27 protein-coding genes and 1 pseudogene are annotated in these 24,474 nt (G+C 64.0%); 14 read left to right on the top strand and 14 right to left on the bottom strand.

Annotation, left to right across the window (positions count from 1 at the left end; genetic code table 11):
• Nucleotides 1-114 precede the first annotated feature (114 nt).
• Nucleotides 115-1,407 carry an adenylosuccinate synthase gene (locus HAP41_RS39785; RefSeq protein WP_085398944.1) on the top strand — a complete coding sequence of 431 codons (1,293 nt, stop codon included), beginning with the start codon at nt 115-117 and terminating at the stop codon, nt 1,405-1,407.
• A 36-nt stretch (nt 1,408-1,443) separates the two neighbouring features.
• Nucleotides 1,444-3,069 (top strand): hypothetical protein, encoded by a 1,626-nt coding sequence (locus tag HAP41_RS39780; protein ID WP_166080430.1) that lies wholly within the window; start codon nt 1,444-1,446, stop codon nt 3,067-3,069.
• A gap of 185 nt (nt 3,070-3,254) precedes the next feature.
• On the opposite strand, the gene HAP41_RS39775 is transcribed toward HAP41_RS39780, so the two are convergent.
• From HAP41_RS39775 to HAP41_RS39765, 3 genes are all read right to left on the bottom strand, one after another.
• Nucleotides 3,255-3,521, bottom strand: a complete 267-nt coding sequence (locus HAP41_RS39775) for a hypothetical protein (RefSeq protein WP_028151045.1) — start codon at nt 3,519-3,521, stop codon at nt 3,255-3,257.
• A 250-nt stretch (nt 3,522-3,771) separates the two neighbouring features.
• Entirely contained in the window at nt 3,772-4,002 is a 231-nt protein-coding gene (locus HAP41_RS39770) for a hypothetical protein (RefSeq protein WP_071909802.1), read from the bottom strand.
• A gap of 37 nt (nt 4,003-4,039) precedes the next feature.
• The gene (locus HAP41_RS39765) at nt 4,040-4,285 is read right to left on the bottom strand and encodes a hypothetical protein (RefSeq protein WP_166080452.1); all 246 of its coding nucleotides are present in this window, start codon (nt 4,283-4,285) and stop codon (nt 4,040-4,042) included.
• Between the two features lie 149 nt (nt 4,286-4,434).
• Here HAP41_RS39765 and HAP41_RS39760 point away from each other — a divergent pair, with 149 nt between their 5' ends.
• Both HAP41_RS39760 and HAP41_RS39755 read left to right on the top strand, forming a co-directional pair.
• Nucleotides 4,435-4,854 carry a DUF5413 family protein gene (locus HAP41_RS39760; RefSeq protein ID WP_063981174.1) on the top strand — a complete coding sequence of 140 codons (420 nt, stop codon included), beginning with the start codon at nt 4,435-4,437 and terminating at the stop codon, nt 4,852-4,854.
• A gap of 67 nt (nt 4,855-4,921) precedes the next feature.
• Nucleotides 4,922-5,464, top strand: a complete 543-nt coding sequence (locus tag HAP41_RS39755) for a DUF4112 domain-containing protein (protein WP_166080462.1) — start codon at nt 4,922-4,924, stop codon at nt 5,462-5,464.
• Nucleotides 5,465-5,590: 126 nt separating this feature from the next.
• Here the strand turns inward: HAP41_RS39755 and HAP41_RS39750 are convergent, their stop codons facing one another.
• The 4 genes from HAP41_RS39750 to msrA form a co-directional block, all read right to left on the bottom strand.
• A complete protein-coding gene (locus tag HAP41_RS39750) occupies nt 5,591-5,884 on the bottom strand; it encodes a hypothetical protein (RefSeq protein ID WP_063981175.1) in 294 nt (97 codons plus the stop codon).
• A 214-nt stretch (nt 5,885-6,098) separates the two neighbouring features.
• Nucleotides 6,099-6,263: a DUF3309 family protein gene (locus tag HAP41_RS39745; protein WP_014492503.1), complete on the bottom strand. Its 165-nt coding sequence runs from the start codon at nt 6,261-6,263 to the stop codon at nt 6,099-6,101.
• Between the two features lie 106 nt (nt 6,264-6,369).
• Complete coding sequence (gene msrB / locus HAP41_RS39740; protein ID WP_085398941.1) at nt 6,370-6,789, bottom strand: peptide-methionine (R)-S-oxide reductase MsrB; 420 nt, start codon at nt 6,787-6,789, stop codon at nt 6,370-6,372.
• 45 nt (nt 6,790-6,834) lie between these two features.
• Nucleotides 6,835-7,539, bottom strand: a complete 705-nt coding sequence (gene msrA, locus HAP41_RS39735; RefSeq protein ID WP_166080499.1) for a peptide-methionine (S)-S-oxide reductase MsrA — start codon at nt 7,537-7,539, stop codon at nt 6,835-6,837.
• 244 nt (nt 7,540-7,783) lie between these two features.
• Here msrA and HAP41_RS39730 point away from each other — a divergent pair, with 244 nt between their 5' ends.
• Nucleotides 7,784-9,469, top strand: coding sequence for a caspase family protein (locus tag HAP41_RS39730; protein WP_166080514.1), 1,686 nt, complete (start codon nt 7,784-7,786; stop codon nt 9,467-9,469).
• Nucleotides 9,470-9,708: 239 nt separating this feature from the next.
• Here the strand turns inward: HAP41_RS39730 and HAP41_RS39725 are convergent, their stop codons facing one another.
• The 6 genes from HAP41_RS39725 to napE all read right to left on the bottom strand — a co-directional run bounded on the left by HAP41_RS39725 (nt 9,709) and on the right by napE (nt 15,093).
• Nucleotides 9,709-10,824, bottom strand: coding sequence for an ATP-dependent DNA helicase (locus tag HAP41_RS39725; protein WP_135216357.1), 1,116 nt, complete (start codon nt 10,822-10,824; stop codon nt 9,709-9,711).
• 88 nt (nt 10,825-10,912) lie between these two features.
• Nucleotides 10,913-11,566, bottom strand: coding sequence for a NapC/NirT family cytochrome c (locus HAP41_RS39720; protein WP_166080538.1), 654 nt, complete (start codon nt 11,564-11,566; stop codon nt 10,913-10,915).
• Nucleotides 11,563-12,039: a nitrate reductase cytochrome c-type subunit gene (locus HAP41_RS39715; protein ID WP_166080559.1), complete on the bottom strand. Its 477-nt coding sequence runs from the start codon at nt 12,037-12,039 to the stop codon at nt 11,563-11,565. The genes HAP41_RS39720 and HAP41_RS39715 overlap by 4 nt, the downstream gene beginning before the upstream one ends.
• A complete protein-coding gene (gene napA / locus HAP41_RS39710) occupies nt 12,036-14,549 on the bottom strand; it encodes a nitrate reductase catalytic subunit NapA (RefSeq protein ID WP_166080562.1) in 2,514 nt (837 codons plus the stop codon). Before napA ends, HAP41_RS39715 begins: the two co-directional genes overlap by 4 nt.
• A 17-nt stretch (nt 14,550-14,566) precedes the next feature.
• Nucleotides 14,567-14,881 carry a chaperone NapD gene (locus tag HAP41_RS39705; RefSeq protein ID WP_135216359.1) on the bottom strand — a complete coding sequence of 105 codons (315 nt, stop codon included), beginning with the start codon at nt 14,879-14,881 and terminating at the stop codon, nt 14,567-14,569.
• A gap of 26 nt (nt 14,882-14,907) precedes the next feature.
• Nucleotides 14,908-15,093 carry a periplasmic nitrate reductase, NapE protein gene (gene napE, locus HAP41_RS39700; protein WP_027532529.1) on the bottom strand — a complete coding sequence of 62 codons (186 nt, stop codon included), beginning with the start codon at nt 15,091-15,093 and terminating at the stop codon, nt 14,908-14,910.
• Nucleotides 15,094-15,421: 328 nt separating this feature from the next.
• Between napE and HAP41_RS39695 the strand changes: the two genes are divergently transcribed.
• From HAP41_RS39695 to HAP41_RS39660, 7 genes and pseudogenes are all read left to right on the top strand, one after another.
• Nucleotides 15,422-16,285: a transglutaminase family protein gene (locus tag HAP41_RS39695; protein ID WP_063981184.1), complete on the top strand. Its 864-nt coding sequence runs from the start codon at nt 15,422-15,424 to the stop codon at nt 16,283-16,285.
• A gap of 121 nt (nt 16,286-16,406) precedes the next feature.
• The gene (locus HAP41_RS39690; protein WP_166080580.1) at nt 16,407-16,655 is read left to right on the top strand and encodes a hypothetical protein; all 249 of its coding nucleotides are present in this window, start codon (nt 16,407-16,409) and stop codon (nt 16,653-16,655) included.
• Nucleotides 16,652-16,876, top strand: a complete 225-nt coding sequence (locus tag HAP41_RS39685) for a transporter permease (protein WP_224580612.1) — start codon at nt 16,652-16,654, stop codon at nt 16,874-16,876. Before HAP41_RS39690 ends, HAP41_RS39685 begins: the two co-directional genes overlap by 4 nt.
• Nucleotides 16,877-17,041: 165 nt before the next feature.
• Nucleotides 17,042-18,181: a helix-turn-helix domain-containing protein gene (locus HAP41_RS39680; RefSeq protein WP_175618276.1), complete on the top strand. Its 1,140-nt coding sequence runs from the start codon at nt 17,042-17,044 to the stop codon at nt 18,179-18,181.
• Between the two features lie 86 nt (nt 18,182-18,267).
• Nucleotides 18,268-19,515, top strand: a complete 1,248-nt coding sequence (locus tag HAP41_RS39675) for an acyltransferase family protein (RefSeq protein ID WP_166080595.1) — start codon at nt 18,268-18,270, stop codon at nt 19,513-19,515.
• A gap of 105 nt (nt 19,516-19,620) precedes the next feature.
• Nucleotides 19,621-20,823, top strand: a pseudogene (locus HAP41_RS39670) (LLM class flavin-dependent oxidoreductase).
• Between the two features lie 270 nt (nt 20,824-21,093).
• Nucleotides 21,094-21,882 carry a helix-turn-helix transcriptional regulator gene (locus HAP41_RS39660; RefSeq protein ID WP_166080600.1) on the top strand — a complete coding sequence of 263 codons (789 nt, stop codon included), beginning with the start codon at nt 21,094-21,096 and terminating at the stop codon, nt 21,880-21,882.
• 112 nt (nt 21,883-21,994) lie between these two features.
• On the opposite strand, the gene HAP41_RS39655 is transcribed toward HAP41_RS39660, so the two are convergent.
• Nucleotides 21,995-22,216, bottom strand: a complete 222-nt coding sequence (locus HAP41_RS39655) for a hypothetical protein (RefSeq protein WP_166080608.1) — start codon at nt 22,214-22,216, stop codon at nt 21,995-21,997.
• Here HAP41_RS39655 and HAP41_RS39650 point away from each other — a divergent pair.
• Both HAP41_RS39650 and HAP41_RS39645 read left to right on the top strand, forming a co-directional pair.
• Nucleotides 22,215-22,955 (top strand): dienelactone hydrolase family protein, encoded by a 741-nt coding sequence (locus HAP41_RS39650; RefSeq protein WP_166080625.1) that lies wholly within the window; start codon nt 22,215-22,217, stop codon nt 22,953-22,955. The genes HAP41_RS39655 and HAP41_RS39650 overlap by 2 nt on opposite strands.
• A 346-nt stretch (nt 22,956-23,301) precedes the next feature.
• Nucleotides 23,302-24,183, top strand: a complete 882-nt coding sequence (locus HAP41_RS39645; RefSeq protein WP_166080629.1) for a L,D-transpeptidase — start codon at nt 23,302-23,304, stop codon at nt 24,181-24,183.
• The last annotated feature ends 291 nt before the right edge of the window (nt 24,184-24,474 follow it).

Here is a 24,474-nt window from a genome sequence, read left to right as displayed (position 1 = left end):
TTCTTGCTTGCCTAGAGAGGCTGCTTCCTTTATCCGGTTGGCTGCCTCGCGTGCGAACGGCTCCGGCCGTCAGCTGGGCTGGCGCATCTAAAATCTTCAGAGGATTACCCGCGAATGGCCAACGTTGTCGTCGTCGGAGCCCAGTGGGGCGACGAAGGGAAGGGCAAGATCGTCGACTGGTTGTCGGAGCAGGCGGACATCGTCGTCCGCTTCCAGGGCGGTCATAACGCCGGCCACACGCTGGTCATCAACGGCAAGACCTACAAGCTCGCGCTGCTGCCTTCCGGCGTGCTGCGCGACCAGAAGCTGTCGGTGATCGGCAACGGCGTGGTGTTCGATCCGCAAGCCTTCCTCGACGAGGTCACCAAGCTGCGCTCGCAGGGCGTCGCGATCTCTCCGGACAATCTGCGCGTCGCCGAGAACGTCACCCTGATCCTGCCGCTGCACCGCGAGCTCGACGCGCACCGCGAATCCGCCAATGCGGCGACTGCGATCGGCACCACCCGCCGCGGCATTGGACCTGCCTATGAAGACAAGGTCGGCCGCCGCGCCATCCGACTGATGGACCTCGCCGATCTCGACACCCTCCCGCACAAGATCGACCGGCTGCTGGCGCATCACAATGCGCTACGCCGCGGCCTCAACCTGCCGGAGTTCGACGGCAAGGTGATCCTGAAGGAATTGACCGCGCTCGCGCCGGAGCTGCTGCCTTATGCCGAGACGGTGTGGCGGCTGCTCGACATCAAGCGGCGCGAAGGCAAGCGCATGCTGTTCGAGGGCGCGCAAGGCGCGCTGCTCGACGTCGACCACGGCACCTATCCCTACGTCACCTCGTCCAACACGGTGGCGGCGCAGGCCGCGACTGGCTCGGGCCTCGGCCCCGGTGCGGTCGGCTATGTGCTCGGCCTGTGCAAGGCCTATACGACCCGGGTCGGCCAGGGCCCGTTCCCGACCGAGCAGGACAACGAGACCGGCCGCAAGATCGGCGAGCGCGGCCGCGAGTTCGGCACCAACACCGGCCGTCCGCGCCGCTGCGGCTGGTTCGACGCCGTGCTGGTCCGCCAGGCGGTCCGGACCTGCGGCATCAACGGCCTGGCGCTGACCAAGCTCGACATCCTCGACGGCTTCGACACGATCGAGGTCTGCACCGGCTACAAGCTGGACGGCAAGGAGATCGACCACTTCCCGGCCGGCGAGGGCGCCCAGGCCCGGGTCGAGCCGATCTACGAGACCATCGAGGGCTGGAAGGAGCCGACCGCCAATGCCCGCTCCTGGGCGGACCTGCCGGCCCAGGCCATCAAATATGTCCGCCGGATCGAGGAATTGGTGGGGTGCCCGGTCGCACTGCTTTCCACCAGCCCGGAACGCGAGGATACTATTCTGGTGCAAAATCCGTTTGAGGCTTAACGATATCTTACCGGGACGTGCGCTAGTTGAGTTGAAATGGCTGATTACTATCCGCTGATCGCCCGCGCTATTTCCGCCCTGGACCCCAACGCTCCCGGCGAAAGCCGTCGCGCGCTCTATGAGCGCGCGCGCACGGCCCTGATCGCGCAGCTCCGCAGCGTGCAGCCGCCGCTCTCCGAATCCGAGATCACCCGCGAACGGCTGTCGCTGGAAGAGGCCGTCCGCAAGGTCGAATCGGAGGCCGCCCAGCGCGCCCGGGAGGCCTCGCGCCCCGGTCCCGGTGGCGGCGCCCGCAGCGGCGGCAGCGGAGACGCCTTCCGCCGGGCCAGCACCCGCGCCGCCGAGGGCAACCCGCCGCCGTCTCAGCCGACCGCTCCGCGCACCCGTCCGGCTCCACCGCCGCCGCGTGCCGACCGCCCGTCCTTCAATGTCGATGACCAGGGCGACGCCCCGCGTGCGCCGCGGGCCCCGCGTTTCGACGCGTCGCGCCAACCAGGTCCCCCGGCGGCGCCGCCGATGCCGGAGCCGCCGGCTGCTCCGCCGGCCGGACGTGATCGCCCGCCCGGGCGCCGTCCGCCCGACATCGGGCCGCCACCGCCTCAGCCGCCGGCACCGGGCGTACGCGGTTTTCGCGACATCACCGCCGACGTGAACGATCTCGGCGGCGCTGCCGCGCAGGCCAACCGCGCCGCGCGTCGCACCTACGCCAATGTGCCCTCGCCCTCGCCGGAGTTCGACCGGCTGGAGCCGAGCCTGGAAAATCGCGCCGGCGAGCAGGACGCGCCCTATTCCTACGACGAGTCGATCGAGGAGGCCGAGCGCTACACGCCGCAGCCGCCATCGTCGCGTCCGCGCGTCGCGCCCGAGCGCGAAGCCAAGAAGCGCGCCCGCACCGGCTCCGCCTTCCCGTTCAAGAGCGCGATCGCCGTCGGCATCGTGCTGATCCTGGTCGGCGCCGGCATCCTCTGGGGCAAGCCCCTGATCCAGACCGTGAGCGGCCTGTTCAAGTCCTCGCCGACCCAGGTGGTGGAGGCGCCGAAGGATCCGGCCCAGCCGCAGAGCAAGCCCAAGATTCCGGATCGCGTCGGCCAGCCTTCGGCCAGCGACCAGCCGGTCGCGCCGGTGGCGCAGAAGGTCGTGCTCTATGACGAGGATCCGTCCGACCCGAAGGGCAAGCAATATGTCGGCTCGGTGGTGTGGCGGCTCGAACCGATCAAGGCCTCGGGCAACCAGAAGGCCGACGTCGCCGTGCGCGCCGACATCGAGATCCCCGACCGCAAGTTCAAGATGACGATGTCGTTCCGCCGCAACACCGACTCGTCACTGCCGGCGAGCCACACCGCGGAATTGACCTTCATCCTGCCGCCGGACTTTCCGGGCGGCAGCATCTCCAACGTGCCGGGCATCCTGATGAAGTCGAACGAGCAGGCGCGCGGCACGCCGCTCGCGGGTCTCGCGGTCAAGGTCACCGACGGCTTCTTCCTGGTCGGCCTCTCCAATGTCGACGCCGACCGCGCCCGTAACGTCCAGCTCCTGAAAGAGCGCTCATGGTTCGACGTGCCGCTGGTCTACGCCAACCAGCGCCGCGCCATCATCGCCATCGAGAAGGGCGCACCCGGCGAGCGCGCCTTCAACGACGCGTTCGCGCAGTGGGGCGACTAGAGCGTTTTCGAGCGAAGTGGATACCGGTTCGCGTCAAGAAAACGCGTCAAAACAAGAATCTAGAGCCCCGTTCCGATTCCATCGGAACGGGAAAGGCTCTAGGGCCGGCGCGTGACCGATCTTCACCTCTCCCGACGAGAGAGGTGAATCGAACTCTCAAGCGATCCGATCGGGATTGAACCGGCCTATTGCGCCGCGGCCTCCCGCTTGCGCGCGGCCGCGTGCTCGCGGTCCATCACGGCGCGGCAGCCGGGGCTGACCTGCGCCTTCTTCTGCACCATGCAGGCCCTGACGCGCGAGATGTCGGGAATCTCACTGGAGCACAGCCGCATCGCATCACCTGTGCACATCTGCTGTGCTTCGGACGAGAAGGCGAGGCCGGGCGATGTCTGGAGTACGATGGCGGTGGTTGCGAAAGCGAAGAGCGAAACGATGGTCGTGTAGCGTGTCATGACGAATGCGTCCCCGAGTTCCGTGGTTTGAACCACTTGGTTTTGGGGCGCCGCACGCGGCTTGATCTGCCGCATGTCACAGCCTTCACGCCGGGAACTTTGGTCCCGCATGTGGTCGCTCGATCTCTCGTGGTGTTCGAATCGAAAAGTGCTGCGCCGCCCGATTCGAGTATGCGCGATTGTCACACGGCTGCAATGGTCCGCTCGAATGAATTCGCAATTGTTGCGTGTCCGTCACGCAGCATGCGGATCAGATCAACCGATCGGACGACGCGTTCGCTTCTTCCGCATCGCTCGCGCCTGATGCTGCGGGGTGTTCCTCGACGGCCGTGACGCCTTTCGCAGTGAGCTCGAACAGATCGCCGTCCTTCATCACGTAGCCGTCGGCGATCAGCTCGCCGATCTTGCCGTGCCGGTCGTCGGCAAAGGCGACCGACTGGCTGATGTCCCGCAGGATCGAGAGCTGTTCCTCGCGCAACATGGCTTCACTCTCCGTGCGCCGGGGATCGTTCCCGGCCTTACATGCCGTGGCTCTGAAACACCTTGCTGCAGGACTTCGACAGCTTGGCCCGGTTGGCCTGCAGGCACGCCTGCACAGCGCCGTCATTGCCGAGGTCCTTCCGGCAGAACCGCGAGGCGTCACGCGAGCAGGCGTTCTGCTCCTGCGGCGTACCCATGTGGCCCTGCGCGAGAGCAGGCGTGATCGACAGGCAGCTCAGGGCTGTCAGGGCGAGCGTCGCCATAAGGACGGATTTCCGGGACATCGACAAACTCCAATCTGACTGCAGGTATGAATTTCAGTCCTGTCTGAACTCGTCGCCTTGCCGCTTGTTCCCGTCAGGACGGGCCGGCGCCCCGCTATTCAAGGTTCCCGCGTCGCTGCTATAACAGCGGCGAAGGATGAGGATACTTGATGAAACGCTATCTGGTGTTTGCGCTGGTCGGTCCGTTCGTCGGCGGGTTCCTGCTGCTGCTGACGACGACCTATCAGTCCGGTTATTGGGCCCAGACCAATCTCGGCGAGGTCGGAAAGCTGTTCGCGGTGTTCTTCAAATCGCTGCAATACAGCTATCTGTTCGGCTTCCTGCCGTCGCTGATGATCGGTGCGGTCGACGACATCCTGATCCATGTCCGCCGGATCGGCCCGGTGCTGCGGATGCTCCTGGTCGGCCTGTTCGCCTTCGTGCTGGCGTCGCTGACCTACAGCTCGCGCGGGCCGGATTCGGGCACGGTGCAATTCATCCTGTACGGCCTCGTCGGATTCGTGCCGGCGGTGCTTTCATCCTGGCTCGTGCATAGATATGTCGAGGAGCCGCAGCCGGCTGCGGCTTAGACCTGAACGCGCGACGTTCGGGCGCGGCGCGGCAACTTCCGCCACACCAGTGCGTTCTCCAAAGGCCATGACCATGTCCGACGACGATATTCTTGCTCCGCTCAGACCCCGTTCCGGGTCCCGCGCGCGCGGGAGTTTTTCGGGCACCGAAGCGCGCGGGCCGATCATCGACCAGGACGGCCATGAGATCCGTCCCGAAACACTGGAGCAGGGGTTTCGCGAGTTTCGCTTCGAGTTCGGCCAGGGAAACCCGTTCGGCAATCTGACGCGGGAGCAGCGGGTGGCGCGGATCGAGGCGATCGCAAAGCTGCTCGATGTCGCCTTCATCCTGCCCGGCACGAATATCCGCTATGGCATCGACGGCCTGATCGGGCTGATCCCGATCGTCGGCGACATCATCACCACCGCGATCTCGCTGTGGCTGGTGCGCGAGGCCCGCGCGCTGGGCGCGCCGTGGTATCTCACCGCGCGCATGCTCGGCAATGTCGCGGTCGACGGCGTGGTCGGCATGGTGCCGTTCGCGGGCGATGCCTTCGACGTCATGTTCTGCGCCAACATGCGCAATGTCCGCCTGCTGCGCCGCTGGCTCGACAAGCAGCCACGGATTTAGCGTGGCGCTTCTTTCTTCGCCTCTCCCCGCTTGCGGGAAGAGAGAGAGGACAGAGCCTCCAAACGCAAAAAGCGCGACGGCCTTTCGGCCATCGCGCTCTCAGCGCAAATCGGGCTTAGCGAAAACTTACGCCGCGTCGGCGTCAGTCTCGGGGGCCGGGGCCGGCCGGGGACGGCGGGGCAGCGGGAAGGCCTCGCTCTCATAGAGCGAGCGGATGCCGTTCTGGTCGAAGCGCGCTTCCTCGACCTGAAGATAGGCGCCGTTCAGCGAATCCGTCGGCAACTGCTCCATCGCGAACTGCACGGCTTCGGCCGCGGTGCCGAACCGGCGATAGGTGAAGCCTGCACGCTTCTTCTTGCGGATCGCGGCGGGGAAGAGCTCGGCAGAAGTGTTGAAGTTGAACGGACGCAGTGGACGCATGGTCAAAGACCTCGTGATCTTGTCTGGGGCTTTAAGCGCGTGGGGTTTTGAAAGGCAGGGGCCACCATCGAGTGGGCCCGCCGCACATGTCATTTTCGCCCTCTAATATAGGCTGTTTTGACAGAAATGCGACCCCCGCGATGGGAGATGATGAATCCGCGCATGGCAGCCCCGCGAGCGCCGTAAACCAAATAATTTCAATATGTTAGATGGTTTACAGTTTGCCAAGCAGCAGCAGCACGACCAGAACCACCAGCACGACGCCGCCGATCCCCATGCCGGAATGGCCCATGCCATAGCCGTAACCACCGAACCGGCCGGACATGCCGCCCAGCAGATAGATGATCACCAGGATGATCAGGATGGTCCCAAGCGTCATGGCATCCTCCCTGGCGGCTGCCGGATTGCGCGCATCGGCCCACCGCCGGAAGAGAAAAGCACATTGCGCCGCCGGGTTCCATGACGGAACCGGGCGGCGCGCAATGTTATTTGGGCTCGAGCTTCAGCGCGGCCGAGTTGATGCAGTAGCGCAGGCCGGTCGGGCCGGGGCCATCGGGGAAGACGTGGCCGAGATGGCCGCTGCACTTGGAGCACAGCACCTCGGTGCGGACCATGCCGTGGCTGGCATCGTGCTCCTCGTCGACATGGCTATCGACCGCGGGCTGGGTGAAGCTCGGCCACCCGCAGCCGGAATCGAACTTGGCATCGGACTCGAACAGCACATTGCCGCAGCCGGCGCAGACATAGGTGCCGGCGCGGTGGTCGTGCTCATATTCGCCGGAGAAGGGACGCTCGGTCGCCTTCTCGCGCAGCACCGCGTACTGCATCGGCGACAATTCGCTCCGCCACTGCTCTTCGCTCTTGATGACCTTGTCGTCGGTGGTTTTCGTCTTGGTGTCGGGCATGGGTCTCCCGTTTGTTTGGTGAACTTGTTTTCGGTGATCTTGCGATCAGTTGGTGGCCTTGCTGGCGCTCACCAGCGTCGGCTTTTCAATGTAGTTATCCGCGAACAGCTTTTTCAGGTTCTCGACCTTCGGAATGTCGTTGTAGGCGATGTAGGGCTGGTTCGGGTGCAGCGTCAGATAGTCCTGGTGATAGGCCTCCGCCGGGTAGAACGCTTCCAGCGCGCCGACCTTGGTCACGATCGGCTTGCTGAATACCTTGGCGCCGTTGAGCTGGGCGATATAGGCGTCCGCCACCTTCTTCTGCTCGTCGGAGGTGGTGAAGATCGCCGAGCGATATTGCGTGCCGGAGTCGGGGCCCTGGCGGTTGAGCTGGGTCGGGTCGTGCGCCACCGAGAAGTAGATCTGGAGGATCTTGCCGTAGGAGATCTTCTTCGGGTCGAACTTGATCTCGACCGACTCGGCATGGCCGGTCCGGCCGCTCGAGACCGTCTGGTAGTCGGCCGTCGCCTTGGTGCCGCCGGCATAGCCGGAGACTGCGTTGACGACGCCGGCGGTGTGCTGGAAGACGCCCTGAACGCCCCAGAAGCAGCCGCCGGCGATGACGGCGGTCTGGATCCCGGTTGCGGACGCCGCATCCATGGTGGGCGCGGGGATCACGACGGCATCCTCCGCGGCCCTGGACGGCACGGCGAAGGCCAGCGTCAATGCGGTGGTGGCGGCAAGCAGCGAGGCGAGGGCGGTGCGGCGCATGGCGATCCTCTTCGGAAGGTCTGACAGTGTAGGGCGGCCGGGGACGGGCGAACAGCCTGTTTGGCCGCGTTTTCGGACATCTGAGTTACGGGCGCAGACGGCGATTGTTACGGGGAAACGGACACGAGTCTGTGAAAAATAGCCTCAGACGGCGCGGCTTGGCGAGGCCGGGAACTCCGGGCTAGATGAGCGCGCGCGATCGCGCTCGACTCAATCATGTGGTGGCTGGAGCTGACCTGACAACATGCTGCGTGTCATTCCCCTGACCCTCGCCATCCTGATCTCAAATGCCGCGATCGCCGCGGCCGAGCCGCAAGCCGGCGAGGACCTCGCCACCTGTCGCGACCGCCAGGCGGAGGCCCAGGCCCGCGCGACGGCCTGCGACAATCTGTTGAAGGCCGATAAGCTCAGCGGCAAGGACAAGTCGCTCGCGCTCGTCGTGCGTGGCAATGCGCTGATCAACAAGCGCGACTATGACCGCGCCATCGAGGCGCTGTCGTCCGCCATCGATCTCGATCCGGACAATGTCGGCGCCATCAACCTGCGCGGGCTCTCCCATGAGCGCAAGGGCGAGGACGATCTCGCCATGGCCGACTACAATTTCGCCATCCAGAAGCGCGCGAATTTCGGCTATGCCTACAACAATCGCGGCACCATCCATCTGCGCCGCGGCGCGCTGCAAAGCGCGCTCGACGACTTCAACCTGTCGATCAAATACACGCCGACGTTCCTGCTCGGCTGGACCAATCGTGCCCGCATGCGCACGCTGAACAAGGATTTCGACGGCGCGATTGCCGACTTTGCGGCAGCCGAGAAGATCGACCCGGCCGCGCCGCAGATCGCCGGCAACCGCTGCATCACCTACGGCATGATGGGCAAGTACGATCAGGCTTTCGCCGATTGCGACGGCCTGATCCAGAAGCAGCCCAGGAATACCTTCGCAATCAACAATCGCGCCGAGGTCAACGTGATGAAGGGCGACCTCGACGCCGCGCTGAAGGACTACAACACGGTCATCCAGCTCAATCCGAACAGTGTGCGTGCCCATTCCGGCCGCGGCCAGATCTACGAGCGCAGGAAAGATCTCGCCCAGGCCCGCGCCGACTACCGCGCGGCGGCCTATTCGCTGACGAAGTTCGACGAGCCCGACGTCGCGCGCGCCCGCGCCATCGCGCAGGAGCGCCTGGCCGCACTGACGCCGCAGGCGCCGGCCGGGTCCACCGGGCGGCGCGTAGCGCTCGTGATCGGCAACGGCGCCTACAAGAACGTCCACGCCTTGCCCAATCCGCCGCGCGACGCGAAAATGATTGCAAACGTGTTGCGCGATGTCGGCTTCCAGACCGTGATCTCCGTCAGCGACCTCTCCCGCGACAAGTTCTTCGAGGCGCTGCAGACGTTTGCCGCCGAAGCGGAGAATGCGGACTGGGCGGTGGTCTATTACGCCGGCCACGGTTTCGAGATCGGCGGCGTGAACTATCTCGTCCCTGTGGACGCCAAACTTGCCGCCGACAGGGACGCCGAGACCCAGGCGGTCGCGCTGGAGCAGGTGATCGCAGCGGTGGGCGCCGCGAGAAAAGTGCGTCTGGTGATGCTGGATGCCTGCCGCGACAATCCCTTTGCGCCGGCCATGCAGCGCACGCTGTCGCTCAAGCTGGTGGACAAAGGCTTTTCCAACATCGAGCCCGGCGCCGGCTTCATGGTGGTCTACGCCGCCAAGCACGGCGAGACCGCACTGGACGGCGACGGCGGCGCCGACAGCCCCTTCGCCACCGCACTCGCCCGCGAGATCAAGGTGCCGAAGGTCGAGATCCGGAAACTGTTCGACATCGTCCGCGATGACGTCTGGTCCGCCACCAAGCACGAGCAGCAGCCGTTTTCATACGGTTCGCCGCCGGGACGCGAGGATTTTTATTTCGTGGCGGGGAAGTGAGGTCTTGCAGAGACCGTAGCCCGGATGGAGCGCAGCGAAATCCGGGAATCGCGAGCGCGGACCCGACCCCCGGATTACGCTTCGCTCCATCCGGGCTACAACAGTGTCGTAGGGTGGGCAAAGCGACTTGTCCGCCGTAGCTCGAAGAGCGAAGGCGGAAGCGTGCCCACCATTTTTATTGAATGTGTGGAGAGATGGTGGGCACGGCGCGTTGCGCCTTTGCCCACCCTACGGCAACGTCACACGACGATACTCAACCGCTTCGCCGCCCGCGTAATCCCCGTGTACAGCCACCGCGCCCGGCTATCCTGGAACGCAAAGCTCTCGTCGAACAGCACGACGTCGTCCCATTGCGAGCCCTGCGATTTGTGCACGGTCAGCACATAGCCGTAATCGAACTCGTCATACGGCTTGCGCTGCTCCCAGGCGATCGCCTCGACGCCGCCCTCGAAGCAATCGGCGCGCACCGAGACTTTTGTCACCTTGTGACCGAAGTCTTCATCCGGCGACAGCCGCATGCTGAGGATGCGCGATTTCGAGCGCGAGGTGTTGCGCGACTTCACGCGCCACAGGCCGCCGTTGAACAGGCCCTTCTTGCGGTTGTTGCGCAGGCACACCAGCTTGTCGCCGGCGACCGGGAAGACATCCTCGATGTTCTGGCGCTGGCGCACCCGCATGTTGTAGGCGCGGCGCGTGTTGTTGCGGCCGACCAGCACCTGGTCGGCGCCCATGACGCGGTCCGGGTCGAGCTCTTTCCGCGACACCACCTCGCTCTCGCCGTAACGGCCGATGTCGAGCTCGCGGCCCTCGCGCACGTCCATCGACATCCGCACGATCGGATCGTCCTGGGCCTGGCGATGCACCTCGGTCAGCATCGCGTCCGGCTCGGTGTTGGTGAAGAAGCCGCCGCCCTGGATCGGCGGCAGCTGGGCGGGGTCGCCCAGCACCAGCAGCGGGCAATCGAACGACATCAGGTCACGGCCCAATTCGGCGTCGACCATCGAGCATTCGTCGATCACGATCAGCTTGGCCTTGGAGGCCGGCGCGTCGTCCCACAGCTCGAAGCTCGGCTGCTCCTCGCCGGATTCGCGGGCGCGGTAGATCAGCGAGTGGATGGTGGAGGCCTCGTCGCAACCCTTGTTGCGCATGACCAGCGCGGCCTTGCCGGTGAAGGCGGCGAACTTCACCTCGCCGTCGACGCCCTCGGCGATGTGCCGCGCCAGCGTGGTCTTGCCGGTGCCGGCAAAGCCAAACAGGCGGAACACCGGCGGCGTGCCGTTGCGGCCGGGTTTTGCCTTGAGCCAGTCGCCAACGGCTTTGAGCGCGGCATCCTGATGCGGGGTGAAAGTGGCCATGTCTGTCTTGAGGAAGGGTAGAACCGAGGCGATTCGCCATCCTCGAAACTAACCATTCGGCCCAAGGGTTCAAGCGGCCCAGCCGCCCCTATTGCCAGCCGGGAACGCCGCGCATGTCGGGCAGGTGGTGGGCGATGCCCTTGTGGCAGTCGATGCAGGTCTTTTCCTTGGTGAACAGGAAGCGCTGGTGCGCCACCGAGGCCCGCGGCGACTGCTTGGTGATGTCCATGGAATCGGCGCTGTGGCAGTTGCGGCACTCCAGGGAATCGTTGGCCTTGAACCGTGCCCATTCATGTGCGGCGAGCTCGAGCCGGTGGTCCAAAAATTTCTCGCGGGTGTCGATGGTGCCGAAGATCTTGCCCCAGACCTCCTTGGAGGCCTGCATCTTGCGCGCGATCTTGTCGGTCCAGTTGTGCGGCACGTGGCAGTCCGGGCAGGTCGCGCGCACGCCGGAGCGGTTGGTGAAGTGGATCGTCGATTTCAGCTCGGCGAAGACATTTTCGCGCATCTCGTGACAGCCGGTGCAGAATTTTTCGGTGTTGGTCAGTTCCAGCGCGGTGTTGAAGCCGCCCCAGAAGATCACGCCGGCCGCAAAGCCCGCGAGCACCAGCACGCCGAGCCCGAACACCGAGCTCGGCCGGATCAGCACCTGCCAGAGCTCGCGCGCGAAGTCCCAGCAGCGCAGGAGAAAGCTACGCTTGGCTTCCACCTTTCCCTTGGGCTCGTCAGCGGCCGTCGTCATCGGCGGCCACCGGGGCTGGCGCGCGAGAGCAGCGTGTCGATGTCGATGAAATCGTTGCTCTCCGGCGGCGTCGCGGTGTTCTGCGGCACGTGGCATTCCGTGCAGAAGAAGCGCCGTGGCGAGATCGAGGCCAGGAACTGGCCGTCGCGGTCCATGAAATGCGTGATCGAGACCATCGGCGCCTGCGATTCCGCGATGCGTGCCCGCGCATGGCAGGACAGGCATTTGTTGCCGTTGAGGTCGATCTGGTAGCCGTCGATGGTGTGAGGGATCACCGGCGGCTGCTCCGGGTAGTTGCGCACCTCTCTCTCGGACGTGTTGCGGTTCGGCAGCATCGGTGGCGCCGCGCCCTCGTCATTGAGCGGGGCCGGTCCGCGCAGGCCTGACGTCACCGTCTGTGCGGTGAGAGAGCTCGCGCCCGCGGCGATCGCGATCGCGACCGCGAGCAGGGCTATGCCAAATCGTTTCATCATGACAGGTTCACCCGCTCGATGCGCACGGCGCATTTCTTGTAATCGGTCTGCAGCGAGATCGGATCGGTGGCGTCCAGCGTCACCTTGTTGATCATCTTGGATTCGTCGAACCACGGCACGAACACGAGGCCACGCGGCGGCCGGTCGCGGCCGCGCGTCTCGACGCGGGCGCGGATGAAGCCGCGGCGGGATTCCACCTTCACCTCGTCGCCGCGCCGGAGTTTTGCTTCCGACGCGTCGTCGGGATGCATGAAGCACACCGCCTCGGGGAACGCCTTGTAGAGCTCGGGCACGCGGCGCGTCATGGTGCCGGAATGCCAGTGCTCCAGCACGCGGCCGGTCGAGAGCCAGAACGGATATTCGTTGTCGGGCGATTCCGCCGGCGGCTCGTAAGGCAGGGCGAAGATGCGCGCCCTGCCGTCGGGATAGCCGTAGAACTGCACGTCGGTGCCCTGCTTGACGTAGGGATCGCTGCCCTCGCGGAAACGCCATTTGGTTTCCTGGCCGTTGACGACGGGCCAGCGCAGGCCGCGCTCGCGGTGATAGGCCTCGAACGGCGCGAGGTCGTGACCGTGGCCGCGGCCGAACGAGGCGTACTCTTCAAAGAGCCCCTTCTGCACGTAGAAGCCGAACGCCTTGGATTCCGTGTTGGCGTAGCCTTCCTCGATCTCCGAGGTCGGAAACTTGTCGACCTGGCCGTTTTTGTAGAGCACGTCGAACAGCGTCTTGCCGCGAACCTCCGGCTTCTTGGCGATCAGCTCCTCCGGCCAGACTTCCTCGATCTTGAAGCGCTTGGAGAACTCCATGAGCTGCCAGAGATCGGACTTGGCCTCGCCGGGCGCGTTGACGAGTTGGTGCCAGAACTGCGTGCGCCGCTCGGCATTGCCGTAGGCGCCTTCCTTCTCCACCCACATTGCAGTCGGCAGGATCAGGTCGGCGGCCAGCGCCGTCACCGACGGATAGGCGTCCGAGACCACGATGAAATTGTCGGGATTGCGGAAGCCCGGATAGGTCTCCTCGTTGACGTTGGGACCGGCCTGGAGGTTGTTGTTGACCTGCACCCAATAGGCGTTAATCAGGCCGTCCTTCAGCATCCGGCTTTGCAGCACGGCGTGGGCGCCGTTCTTGTCGGGAATGGTGCCTTCCGGCAGCAGCCAGAGATGCTCGGCCTTGTCGCGATGCTCCTTGTTGGTGACGACCATGTCCGCCGGCAGGCGGTGCGAGAAGGTGCCGACCTCGCGCGCGGTGCCGCAGGCCGAGGGTTGGCCGGTCAGCGAGAACGGGCTGTTGCCGGGCGAGGAGATCTTTCCGGTCAGGAGGTGGATGTTGTAGACGAGGTTGTTGCACCAGACGCCGCGGGTGTGCTGGTTGAAGCCCATGGTCCAGAACGAGACCACTTTTGTCTTCGGATCGGCGTAGAGCTCGGCGAGCGCTTCGAGCCGGTTCATCGGCACGCCGGACATCTCGGCCGCCTTCTCCAGCGTGTAGTCCGAGACGAATTTGACGAATTCGTCGTAGCTCATGTCGGTGGAGTCGTTGGCCTTGGCCGCGCCGGTTGCTTTTTTCTGGAGCGGATGCTCGGGCCGCAATCCATAGCCAATGTCGGTCTGCCCGCGCCGGAAGATCGTATGCGCAGCGACGAAATCCTTGTCGACGCGTCCTGTCTTGATGATGTGGTTGGCGATGGCGTTGAGGATGTAGAGATCGGTCTGCGGCTTGAACACCATGCCGATGTCGGCGAGGTCGAACGAGCGGTGCTCGAAGGTGGACAGCACGGCGACGCGGACATGCGGCGCGGACAGCCGGCGGTCGGCGAGGCGCGTCCACAAAATGGGATGCATCTCCGCCATGTTGGAGCCCCACAGCACGAAGGCGTCGGTCGCCTCGATGTCGTCATAGCAGCCGGCCGGCTCGTCGATGCCGAAGGTGCGCATCATGCCGGCGACGGCGGAGGCCATGCAGTGCCGCGCGTTGGGGTCGATGTTGTTGGTGCGGAAGCCGGCCTTGTAGAGCTTCGAGGCGGCGTAACCTTCCCAGATCGTCCACTGGCCGGAGCCGAACATGGCGAGACCGTTGGGCCCGCGCTTCTTCAGCGTTTCCTTCCACTTCACCTCCATGATGTCGAAGGCTTCGGTCCAGCTGATTGGCGTGAACTCGCCGTTCTTGTCGTACTTGCCGCCCGTCTTGCGCAGCATCGGCTGCGTCAGCCGGTCGTGGCCGTACATGATCTTGGAGAGGAAGTAGCCCTTGACGCAGTTGAGGCCGCGATTGACCTCGGCCTTGATGTCGCCGTGGGTGGCGACGACGCGGTTGTCCTTGGTCGCGACCATCACGGAGCAGCCGGTGCCGCAGAAGCGGCAGGCGGCCTTGTCCCATTTCAGTTCGCTGTTGTCGCGCTCGGCGACGAGATTGGCGGCGAGCGCCGGTGCCGGCATGCCCGCAGCGGCGGCCGCGATCGCGGCGGCCTCGAGCTTCAGCATCTGGCGGCGGTCGAGCTTTGGCGATGTCATGATGGCTCTCCCGGCCGTTAGGCGGTTTCGATGGCGTGGAAGACCAGCGCCGCGGAATAGACGTTGGGCAGCGACTGGATGGTGTTGAGCAGGGTGCCGAGGCTGCCGGCATCCGGCGCTTCGGTCACGACGACGAGCTTGCCGCGCGCGTCGCGGCCGTGGATCTCGCAGCCGGGCATCGCGGCGATCTCGGCTTCCAGTTCGTCCAGGCGCTCGGGGCGGGCCTGCACGATGATGCTGGCGATCTCGCAACCTGGCGGCGCGACGACGCGGTCGGCGGTGAGCACCCGGCCGGTGATCAATGCGCGGCGGTTGAGTGTGGATTGGGCCATGATGCCTATCTTTCGTTGTTCGGAGGTCAATGCGGGGAGGGTGGCGGGCCGGGAGGGCCGGCGAACATCTGGTAGATCCAGACGCCGAGCCCGTATGAGCCGACCGTTCCGACCGCGAGGACGGGCATCACGACCGCGGTCAGGAACAGGAAAGCGAAAATCTCCATGCGCTTACGGCGCACGCGCGAAGTCGTGTCGTCAGGGGCCGACATATTCGGTCTCTCTGAAATGGTGCTGGGATCGGGACGGCATCCGGGCCGTTGCCTTGCTGCACTTTAGATGGAGCAGGGCTGCTAACGCGTTGATCTGGATCAACCCGTCGACTTGACCGGATGTCGCGGCGCGGCCAACGGACCGAGCCGCGGCGCTCCGTGCGCGCGAGAGAAGCAAGCGGCAACGATCGTTACCCAAAAGCGAAGATGCTTTGCGGCTCGGGCGTCAGGCCGCATACATCTTCTCTTGCCTCGGAAATGCCGCGACCTACTACCAGTGGTAGCGGGCGCCGCAACATCCATCGCTGCTACGTGGCGGGAGCTACATATGAGGCGAATCCGAATCATTCATAAGACCGAATATTTTTACAATCAGCCGGTCACCTTCGGCACTCATCGAGCCATGATGCGGCCTCGCGAGGGACATGACGTCCACATCGTGAGAGGGTCGATCGATATCGAGCCGAACGCCGAAGTTCGCTGGTTGCGCGACAATTACGACAATGCCATCGCAGTCGTGACCTTTTTGGAATTATCCGACACGCTCAGGATCGCAAGCGAGGTCGACGTCGACCTTTACCACGACGACCCCATTGAATGGCGGATTGCGCCATTCGCCAGTTCATTTCCCTTCCAATATCCCCCGGAGGAGCAGCTTGAGCTGACGGTGTATCGTCTCCCGAGCTATCTCTACGACGCCACCGCCCTGCTCGAATGGTTGCGCGATCTCTACAAACCCGGTCAGTTGATCGGCACGCTGGACCTTCTGAACAATTTGAATACTCACATCTACCGATCGTTCAAATACGTTTCCCGCGAGGCTCTTGGGGTTCAATCACCCAACGAAACGCTGCGGCTCGGCAGCGGGACCTGTCGCGACTATGCGGTGTTCATGATGGAAGCTGCCCGCTATTGGGGATTTGGTGCGCGCTTTGTCACCGGCTACATCCAGATGGCCGAGGGACAACACGGCGCCACGCACGCCTGGACCGAGATCTATATCCCCGGAGCCGGGTGGCGCGGCTATGATCCCACCAACAACAAGATCGTCGGCAGTGAACACATACCCGTCGCCGTGACGCGCGAACAGGAAAGGGCCTCTCCGCTTTCCGGGACGTGGGATGGTCCGGCGGATGCATTCAGCCGGATGAACGTCTCGGTGCAAGTCATATCAATACCAGCATCGCCATGATCGTAGTCCACGGTCGATCACGGCAAGCGCGGGTTGGCGGCCAGTCGGTGTGTCCTTGATCCCTCGCCCGTCTTGTCATCATCATTTGAATTGAAGTCGGCGACTTCCATGGCAGGCATCCATGTTTGATCCGACGATTGTCTTGGTCCTTCTCGGGGCTGCGATCCTGATGTTCGCGATCAACAGGCCGCGCCTGGATGTGGTCGCACTGATCATGCTCCTTGCGCTCCCCTTCACCGGTGTCCTCACCATGAGCGAAGCATTGGCAGGTTTCAGCGATCCGAACATTGTGCTAACGTCAGCAACCCGAACCTCTCGGTCTGGATCGATGAGTACAAACTCGCGGACCGCGAATAACGGCTGCGCGTGACTGTCGCGAAGGAAATGCATGCCTCGCCGTATCCGTTTGCAATGACGGTGGGCCTGGCTGCTTCGACTGCTTTCATGACGCCTGTGTCGTCGCCGGTTAACACGTTGGTGGTCGCCCCCGGACATTACACGTTCGGTGACTTTGTGCGCATCGGCGTACCGTTTTCCCGGGTCGTCTTGATCGTCTGCACCTTGCTCGTGCCCTGGCTGTTGCCGCTCTGAACCGGGTAACGTCCTGAATTTGTTAAACGTGATTTGCTTCGCGATCTCGTCGGTCACCGCGGGGAGATTGGCGGGCCGGGACCACCGCCGCAATTTTGGATTGTGCCCGCGCAAGGGCGGTGCGAGAGTCTGATCTCGAACGGGGAAACGCGGATTGTGAACGCGATGGGGCTCTCGGCCATCGATCTCGGGCTTCGCGGCGCGGCGAGCGGCGTGTTCCTGTTGATCGTTCTCATGGTGCTGCAGCGTCGTGCCACCAATCAGCTCGCCTTGCTCGGCACGGCCATGGCCGCCGGCGGAGCGTTCTATGCGATCGTCACCGCGCCGGTCTTTCCCAAATCGTCATTGTGGTGGACGTTGCCGATCCTGTCCTCGCTGCCCGTCGTCTTCTGGTTGTGGGCGCGCGCGTCGTTCGACGACGATTTTGTGCTCCGGCGACGGCATGGCGTCCTGTGGCTGACCATCTTGGCCGTCGGATTTGCGGTGTCGCTTGGCTGGACGACCTGGCCCAACTTGGCCAGGGGTGGCAGCAAAGTCCTGTCGGCCGTGGCCGTGCTGCTGGCGCTCGCGGCCGCGGTCCAGACGGTCAAGACCTGGCGTGTCGATCTGGTCGCGCGGCGGCGCCGGCTGCGGCTGGCTGTGCTCGCGATCAATGTCGTGTTCATCGGGGTCGTGGCCGGAGCGGGCGTCGCCGCGGTCCCCGTCGCGGTTCCCGGCGAGCCCAGCAGTCTTCCGACCGCGATCAGCCTGTTCGTGTTGGCGTTGCTCGCCGGCCTCGGCGTTTTGGACCTGCGGGCGATTGTCACCGTCAATGATGCCGCGGCGGCGATCGGACCCGGCGACACGGCCGGGCGACCGGTGACCGATCGTGCACCCACAGGGCGGGGCACGGCCGACCCCGTCCTGTTGCGGCGCCTCGACCATCTGATGACCGTGGAGCGAATCTACCGGCAGGAAGGTCTTGCGATCGGCGCGCTCGCGGCGCGGCTCGATGTTCCCGAGCACCGACTTCGCCAGGCCATCAACGAAGGGCTGGGTTATCGCAACTTCAACGCGTTCCTCAATCACTATCGCATCGAGGATGCCAAGCTGGCGCTGTCCGATGTGACGCAACGGGAGGTGCCGGTGCTGACCATCGCCATGGATGCAGGCTTCCAGTCGATCGGGCCTTTCAATCGCGCCTTCAAGGCCGAGACCGGCATGACGCCAACCGAATTCCGGCGCGAGGCGCTGAGCCGGCCGCAAACGGCGCCGGATGCCGACCGCTATTTCGAAATCGGCCAGCTGCGCCGAGAAATCGGCTAGCCGATTATAGGATTGGGCAAGAGAGCCCTGACATGATCGGGCAGATTGCCGGAAACAAGCCTTTCACCAGCAAGCCGAGTCCGTCCATGTCCCGATCGACCGCCATCGCCCCTGCATCGGAACGGCTGCACGCGCTCGATGCGGTCAGGGGCTTTGCCCTGCTGCTCGGCATCGTCCTGCACGCGACCCTGTCGTTCGTGCCGGCCCCGACCAGGATCTGGATCATCCAGGACACCCATCAAAGCCTGGCCCTGGGCCTGCTGTTCTTCGTCATCCACGTCTTCCGGATGACGACCTTCTTCCTGATGGCGGGTTTCTTCGCTCGCATGAGCTTTCATCGCCGGGGAATCTGGGGCTTCGTCACGGACAGGTTGCAGAGGATCGGACTGCCGCTAGTGGTCGGCTGGCCGATCGTGTTTACGCCGATGGCCCTGGTGGTCATAAGGGCCGCGGGCTTTCCGAACGGCGGCCCGATCCCCGGCGCACCTCGCTGGCCGCCGGTGCTGCCGAATTTCCCGCTGACCCATCTCTGGTTTCTCTATGTGCTGCTGGAGCTATATGTCGCCATGCTCCTGCTGCGCGGCGCAATTGTCTGGCTCGATGTATCAGGCACGCTGCGAACGGTTGTCGACCGCCTCTTTGCGCAGATTATGCGAAATCCGCTGGCGCCCCTGGTTCTGGCGATCCCGATCGGCATCGCTTTCTGCCTCGATCAAAGATGGATCAATGTGATGGGCGTGAGGACGCCGGATCAATCGCTCGTCACGAACCTCCAGGCGTGGGTCGGCTTCGGCACTGCCTTCGGCTTCGGTTGGTTGCTGCATCGGCAGACCGATCTACTGCGGATTTTGGAGCGACGCTGGCTGTGGAATCTCTTGCCGGCGCTCGGCCTCATTCTGATCAGTTTCGTGCTTGTCGGGGTGATGATGTCCGTGCCGGGTGCGCCGAAACTGCCGGTTAGTTTCGCCACGCTCAGGCTTGTCTCCGCCATCCTGTATGCACCGGCGATATGGATCTCGACCTTCGCGGTCCTCGGCCTCGCACTTCGCTTCATGTCCGGCTTCAGCCCGACCCGGCGCTACCTCGCCGATGCGTCTTACTGGCTCTATCTGATCCACATGCCGATCGTGATGGCGCTACAGGTCGCGCCGTCGCAGCTCGACTGGCCCGGGCTGGTCAAGTTCGCGATCATTCTCGTCGTCGCGATTCCGCCGATGCTGGCGAGCTATCATCTGATGGTGCGCTTCACCTTCATCGGAGCGGTCCTGAATGGCCGACGCGTACGGCGCGAAGCGGCGCCTGGCGCCGCGGTCACAGGCCCCGCCGTGCCATAACGCGAAGTGTGGGGTCATTCTCCCGCGCGGCGGAATTGCGACCACGTAGACAGCGCCTCCCCGCTCACTAAGATGAGCGCAACAAGAATAAGCGGGAGAGGCGTCATGAAGTTCGGCATCTTCTATGAGCTGCAGCTGCCACGGCCCTGGGTGGCCGGCGACGAGCTGAAGCTCTACCAGAACGCGCTCTCGCAGATGGAACTTGCCGACAGGCTTGGTTACGACCACGCCTGGGTCGTCGAGCATCACTTCCTCGAAGAGTACTCGCACTCACCCTCGCCGGAATCGTTCCTCGCGGCGGCCAGCCAGCGCACGAAAAACATCCGGCTCGGCCACGGCATCCTCCAGCTCACCACCAATCATCCGGCGCGCGTCGCCGAGCGCGTCGCGGTCCTCGACCTGCTCTCCAACGGCCGCTGCGAATTCGGCATGGGGGAGAGCGCCTCCATCACCGAGCTCACGCCGTTCGGCCGCGACATGGAGACCAAGAAGGAGGTCTTTGAGGAGGCGGTGCAGGCGATCTTCCCGATGTTCAGGGATGCAGGGAGCGAGCACCACGGCAAATATTTCGACATTCCCTTGCGCAATGTCGTGCCGAAGCCGGTGCAGAAGCCGCATCCGCCGTTATGGATGGTGTGCTCGCAACTGCCGACCATCGAACGCGCCGGCCGCCACGGCTTTGGCGCGTTGGGCTTCCAGTTCGTCAGCGCGGATGCCGCGCATGCCTGGGTGCACGCCTATTACAATGCAATGACCAAGCGATTGCACAAGCTCGCCGACTACGAGATCAACCCAAACATGGCGCTGGTCTCGTTCTTCATGTGCGCCAAGACCGACGAGGAGGCGCGTGCGCGCGCCGACGGCGCCACCTTCTTCCAGTTCGCGCTGCGCTTCTACGGCGCCTCGCAGAATCGCCAGCGTCCCGCGCCCTACACCGTCAACATGTGGGACGAGTACAACAAGTGGAAGCGCGACAATCCGGAAGCACAGGAGGCGGCGCTGCGCGGCGGCTGATCGGCTCGCCCGAGACGATCCGCAGGAAGCTGAAGCGCTTCCAGTCCTCCCATATCGACCAGGTCATCCTGCTTCCAGGCCGGCAAGAACAGCCACGAGCACATCTGCGAATCGCTGGAGCTGTTCGGCCGCGAGGTGATGCCGGAGTTCCAGAACGATCCGGCCCAGGCGGCGTGGAAGCAGGGCGTCATGCGTGGTGAGATCAAGCTGGAGGAGATCGACACCGAGGCGTTTACGGATCGCTACGGCAAGCTCGCGATCAACGTCGCGCCGGCGAAGGCCGCGGCGGGGTAGGGCGCTGCATCCGGCATGGGCCCCGGCTCGGCAGCGCCATAGCGCGTCGAAGACGCGCGTAAACGCGCTTATGTCACGCTGCGCTGCGTCCGGGGCACGAGACCTTTTCCGCATCGGCCAGCAAGACTCTCGTGTCCCGGACGCGCTGCAGAGTGCAACGCTGCTGCGCAGAGCCGGGACCCGGAAGCGGCATAAGCCGCCGTCTCCGACTTTCGGTCAAACCCGGCTGCTGATATCTTCCGCCAAAAGAACTTTTTGCGGAGGAACCCAATGCGGCCCCACGGCATGGCCTCAACTCCAGCGGCGAACGACATCGCGCCGGCGGTGCTCGCCATCGGCCGACCTGATTTCCCGAATGTCCTCATCGACACGTTGCGCCGGCAGGCCGGCGTCGGCCATTGCATGGTGTTCGCGCTGACACGCACCGGCGCGGCGAGCTGTCTGCTCGACGCCGGCAACATCCCGATCGGCAGCGATCTCGGCGCGGCCTATGCCGGTCAGTTCCACGAATCCGATCCCAATCGTGATGCGCTGTTCGAAGGCGAGGGCAGCGCGCCGATCATGCTGCCGTCGTTCGCGCCGCGCATGTATGGCGCGCGCTACCGGAAAATCTTCTTCAACGACTCTGATATCGTCGACAAATATGCGACGGCGATCTGGGTCGGCGACACCTGCTTCTATGTCAATTTCTACCGCATTACGGCCCAGGGCCGCTTTGGCGACGCCGAGCGTGCGCGGCTCCAGGCCATTGCGCCTGCGATCAGCGCCAGCGTTGCGCGTCATTTCCAGCAGGCGGCCACCGCGACGCCCGACCAGAACCTCGCCGGATTGTTCGCAACGCGCGCGCCCCTCTCCGCGCTGACGCCGCGCGAGCAGGACGTCTGCCGCCGCATCCTGCTCGGCTTCAGCTCCGAGGCGATCTCGCAAGCGCTCGGCATCAGCCTGCATTCGACCCTGACCTACCGCAAGCGCGCCTATGAGCGGCTCGGCATCTCCTCGCAGAACGAATTGTTTTCGATCGTGCTGGGCCTGCTGGCAGGGCCGGGCCACCTGAACTAAAGGGGACTCTAGATCCGCGATATCTGCTTCCGAGAGCAAAGCCGACGCGCAGCCGGCCCTCCGGGGTCGTCGCCTTTTGACCCAAGGCCGACATCCGCGGCGCGAATCCTCTTTAAGGATACTTGCGCTTTCCCAAGTCGGATATGGTGTTGACCAGAATCAAGGGGGCAAAGGTGCAATTTCCAATGAGGCAAATCATACTCTCAATAGTCGCTGTTTTGTCGTTCTCATCTGCGCGTGCTGAGATGGTCAAGATACCTTGGCATACTTCAGCGCAGTCCTTGCCTTGGATTCCCGGCAACGAATACATCGACGGCAGGTCGAAAAACTTCATGGATGGCACCGTCGAGGAAAAGGGTAAGGTAAAGGCCGAGGGCGAACTGTCGGCGGACATTATACGGCCGCAGGGCGCCAAGGGACCAATCCCCTTCGTGATCATGCTGCACGGCTGCGACGGGTTCGGCCGGGTCGAGAGGAAATGGGGGCGTGACTACGGCGGCAGATTGGTCGGAGCAGGCTATGGTGTTCTCCTGCTCGACAGCTTCGGCAGCCGGGGATTGGGACCCGACGGAGTCTGCTCGGATCCCAGCCAGTTGACTTGGGCGCGGCGCCGGGCTGACGATGCGTATGCGGCGCTGGACTGGCTCATCGGACAGAAGATCGCCGATCCCAAGCGGGTCTACGTCCTTGGCCGCAGCAACGGTGCGACCACGACCTTGATCATCATGAACCGGGCGATCGGCGACCTGCACGAGCACATGTTCGCGGGCGGCTTCGCGATGCAGCCGTCCTGTTATTTGATGAAGAACGTCGAGTTCTACGCCCCGGTCCATCTCTTCCTAGCAGAGAAGGACGAGGCGACCAGCCCCATCCTCTGCGGCCAGATGGCCGAGAGCAAGCGGTCGATTCCCGTGAAGACGGTGCTGTGGAAGGGGGCGAACCACAGCTTCGAAGATCACGAGCCAATCCACGTTTTCCATGGCTACCATGTCGGATACAATGCCGCGGCTGCGGAAGGCACCATCAAGGCAATCATTAGTGCGTTGAACGAGGCCAAGAAAGCGGAAAACTGACCGCGCGGAGTCGCACAGCCTGTAGGTATGCGACGACGGCCGAATGGCGGCGGATAGATGCGGGAAGTCCGCCTGAACGACTTCCGCTCGTGGCCCGAAGCCGCCGTCAATGAAGGAGCGGAGCGCGTTCGCTCCGCCCGGCGATTCAGACCCCGGCTCGTCTCGCGATGAGAAGCGCGTCGTCCTCGTCTCGACCTGAATATCGAGCGGTATGCCCAATTTTTATGTTGCCGAACAAGAGTTCGGCGTTAACCACGACTAACGGTTCCAGTCCGTGTGACATCGCTTCGAAGTTTCTTAAATCTTGCCGGGTACCTCTTCCAGGCATGGTGACCTGGGGAACGACATGAGTAAGCGGGCCAAACGTAAGAAGGCAGAGGCCCTCGCAATACCCATGGCCGCGAGAGTCGCAATTGGCGCCGTGGCCGTCGCCGTCGTGGGGTATAGCTTGCTGTCTGGCCCGGCGGACGTGCAACCGATACGAAAACCGTCCGCACAACAGGCCCAGGCGTCGTCAACTCCGGTTTACGTGTCGACTCCAGTTCGTGCATCAGCGCCGGCTCCGGCTGCGATTCCGGTCCCGGCTCCGATCCCAGCCCCGGCGCCTCTGGTCGACCCCCCCAAAGCCGACGCTGGCGTTCCCGGAGCACTTGTCCGGCAGGTGGTTGACTACGCCAGCCGTCAGGCGCCGGGCACCGTGATCATCGATACCGGAAACACATTCCTCTATTTCGTTCTGAACGACAGGCAGGCGATGCGCTACGGCATCGGTGTCGGCCGCGAAGGTTTCACATGGTCCGGTGAACAGACTGTGGCCCGCAAAGCAGAATGGCCGGATTGGCATCCGCCTGTGGAGATGGTCTCGCGTCAGCCCTATCTGCCGCGGTTCATGGCGGGCGGTCCCGGCAATCCGCTCGGCGCCCGGGCGATGTATCTCGGCGAGACCGAATATCGCATTCACGGCACCAACAACCCCGATACGATCGGGAAGAAGGTTTCATCCGGCTGTATCCGGCTAACCAATGACGACGTCACGGACCTCTACGAGCGGGTGAAAATCGGAGCGAAAGTGATCGTGCTCCCGGCAACCGCCGCCCGCAGGCCATCCCAGGGAGCGCCGGCCGACGCCGCTTTCCGGTTGCCGGACCCGGCATCGCCGTCGAAGCGGCCCATGGCGGCTAACGCGCAGATGTTGTCATCCGGACCGAAGATCGCCGAAGCCCGGTAAGTCAGTCCTCGGTCCTCGGTCTGCAACTGAGGACAAGGAGGCAATTCAAGTCGCCGCGTTTAAGTCAGTTGCGGGCACTTAACGAACGTTCGCTCATGCGCTTGCCGATGTCCGCCGTCGGGGAATCGCGAATCGACTAAAGCGAGCGGTTTATCGCTTCGATGACTTGGGATAGCATCGTATCATCCCCGCCCTATCGAGGGGTGACGGGTAAGGCCGGCATTTGAATTGGAAGACTTAGGTTTCAAATGCCTCGCTTACGGCCCTCGGAATGTGAGGCATTTCGCAGAC

This window comes from Bradyrhizobium barranii subsp. apii (assembly GCF_011516635.5).
Classification (GTDB): domain Bacteria; phylum Pseudomonadota; class Alphaproteobacteria; order Rhizobiales; family Xanthobacteraceae; genus Bradyrhizobium; species Bradyrhizobium barranii.
The sequence above is the reverse complement of the archived record's forward strand: the minus strand, read 5'-3'. Positions and strand labels throughout refer to the sequence as shown.

Coding starts and splice junctions, on each gene's coding strand:
- HAP41_RS39785 (WP_085398944.1), top strand. CDS start 115: ATGGCCAACGTTGTCGTCGTCGGAGCCCAGTGGGGCGACGAAGGGAAG.
- HAP41_RS39780 (WP_166080430.1), top strand. CDS start 1,444: ATGGCTGATTACTATCCGCTGATCGCCCGCGCTATTTCCGCCCTGGAC.
- HAP41_RS39775 (WP_028151045.1), bottom strand. CDS start 3,521: ATGACACGCTACACGACCATCGTTTCGCTCTTCGCTTTCGCAACCACC.
- HAP41_RS39770 (WP_071909802.1), bottom strand. CDS start 4,002: ATGTTGCGCGAGGAACAGCTCTCGATCCTGCGGGACATCAGCCAGTCG.
- HAP41_RS39765 (WP_166080452.1), bottom strand. CDS start 4,285: ATGTCCCGGAAATCCGTCCTTATGGCGACGCTCGCCCTGACAGCCCTG.
- HAP41_RS39760 (WP_063981174.1), top strand. CDS start 4,435: ATGAAACGCTATCTGGTGTTTGCGCTGGTCGGTCCGTTCGTCGGCGGG.
- HAP41_RS39755 (WP_166080462.1), top strand. CDS start 4,922: ATGACCATGTCCGACGACGATATTCTTGCTCCGCTCAGACCCCGTTCC.
- HAP41_RS39750 (WP_063981175.1), bottom strand. CDS start 5,884: ATGCGTCCACTGCGTCCGTTCAACTTCAACACTTCTGCCGAGCTCTTC.
- HAP41_RS39745 (WP_014492503.1), bottom strand. CDS start 6,263: ATGACGCTTGGGACCATCCTGATCATCCTGGTGATCATCTATCTGCTG.
- msrB (WP_085398941.1), bottom strand. CDS start 6,789: ATGCCCGACACCAAGACGAAAACCACCGACGACAAGGTCATCAAGAGC.
- msrA (WP_166080499.1), bottom strand. CDS start 7,539: ATGCGCCGCACCGCCCTCGCCTCGCTGCTTGCCGCCACCACCGCATTG.
- HAP41_RS39730 (WP_166080514.1), top strand. CDS start 7,784: ATGCTGCGTGTCATTCCCCTGACCCTCGCCATCCTGATCTCAAATGCC.
- HAP41_RS39725 (WP_135216357.1), bottom strand. CDS start 10,824: ATGGCCACTTTCACCCCGCATCAGGATGCCGCGCTCAAAGCCGTTGGC.
- HAP41_RS39720 (WP_166080538.1), bottom strand. CDS start 11,566: ATGACGACGGCCGCTGACGAGCCCAAGGGAAAGGTGGAAGCCAAGCGT.
- HAP41_RS39715 (WP_166080559.1), bottom strand. CDS start 12,039: ATGATGAAACGATTTGGCATAGCCCTGCTCGCGGTCGCGATCGCGATC.
- napA (WP_166080562.1), bottom strand. CDS start 14,549: ATGACATCGCCAAAGCTCGACCGCCGCCAGATGCTGAAGCTCGAGGCC.
- HAP41_RS39705 (WP_135216359.1), bottom strand. CDS start 14,881: ATGGCCCAATCCACACTCAACCGCCGCGCATTGATCACCGGCCGGGTG.
- napE (WP_027532529.1), bottom strand. CDS start 15,093: ATGTCGGCCCCTGACGACACGACTTCGCGCGTGCGCCGTAAGCGCATG.
- HAP41_RS39695 (WP_063981184.1), top strand. CDS start 15,422: ATGAGGCGAATCCGAATCATTCATAAGACCGAATATTTTTACAATCAG.
- HAP41_RS39690 (WP_166080580.1), top strand. CDS start 16,407: ATGTTTGATCCGACGATTGTCTTGGTCCTTCTCGGGGCTGCGATCCTG.
- HAP41_RS39680 (WP_175618276.1), top strand. CDS start 17,042: ATGGGGCTCTCGGCCATCGATCTCGGGCTTCGCGGCGCGGCGAGCGGC.
- HAP41_RS39675 (WP_166080595.1), top strand. CDS start 18,268: ATGTCCCGATCGACCGCCATCGCCCCTGCATCGGAACGGCTGCACGCG.
- HAP41_RS39660 (WP_166080600.1), top strand. CDS start 21,094: ATGCGGCCCCACGGCATGGCCTCAACTCCAGCGGCGAACGACATCGCG.
- HAP41_RS39650 (WP_166080625.1), top strand. CDS start 22,215: ATGGATGGCACCGTCGAGGAAAAGGGTAAGGTAAAGGCCGAGGGCGAA.
- HAP41_RS39655 (WP_166080608.1), bottom strand. CDS start 22,216: ATGAAGTTTTTCGACCTGCCGTCGATGTATTCGTTGCCGGGAATCCAA.
- HAP41_RS39645 (WP_166080629.1), top strand. CDS start 23,302: ATGAGTAAGCGGGCCAAACGTAAGAAGGCAGAGGCCCTCGCAATACCC.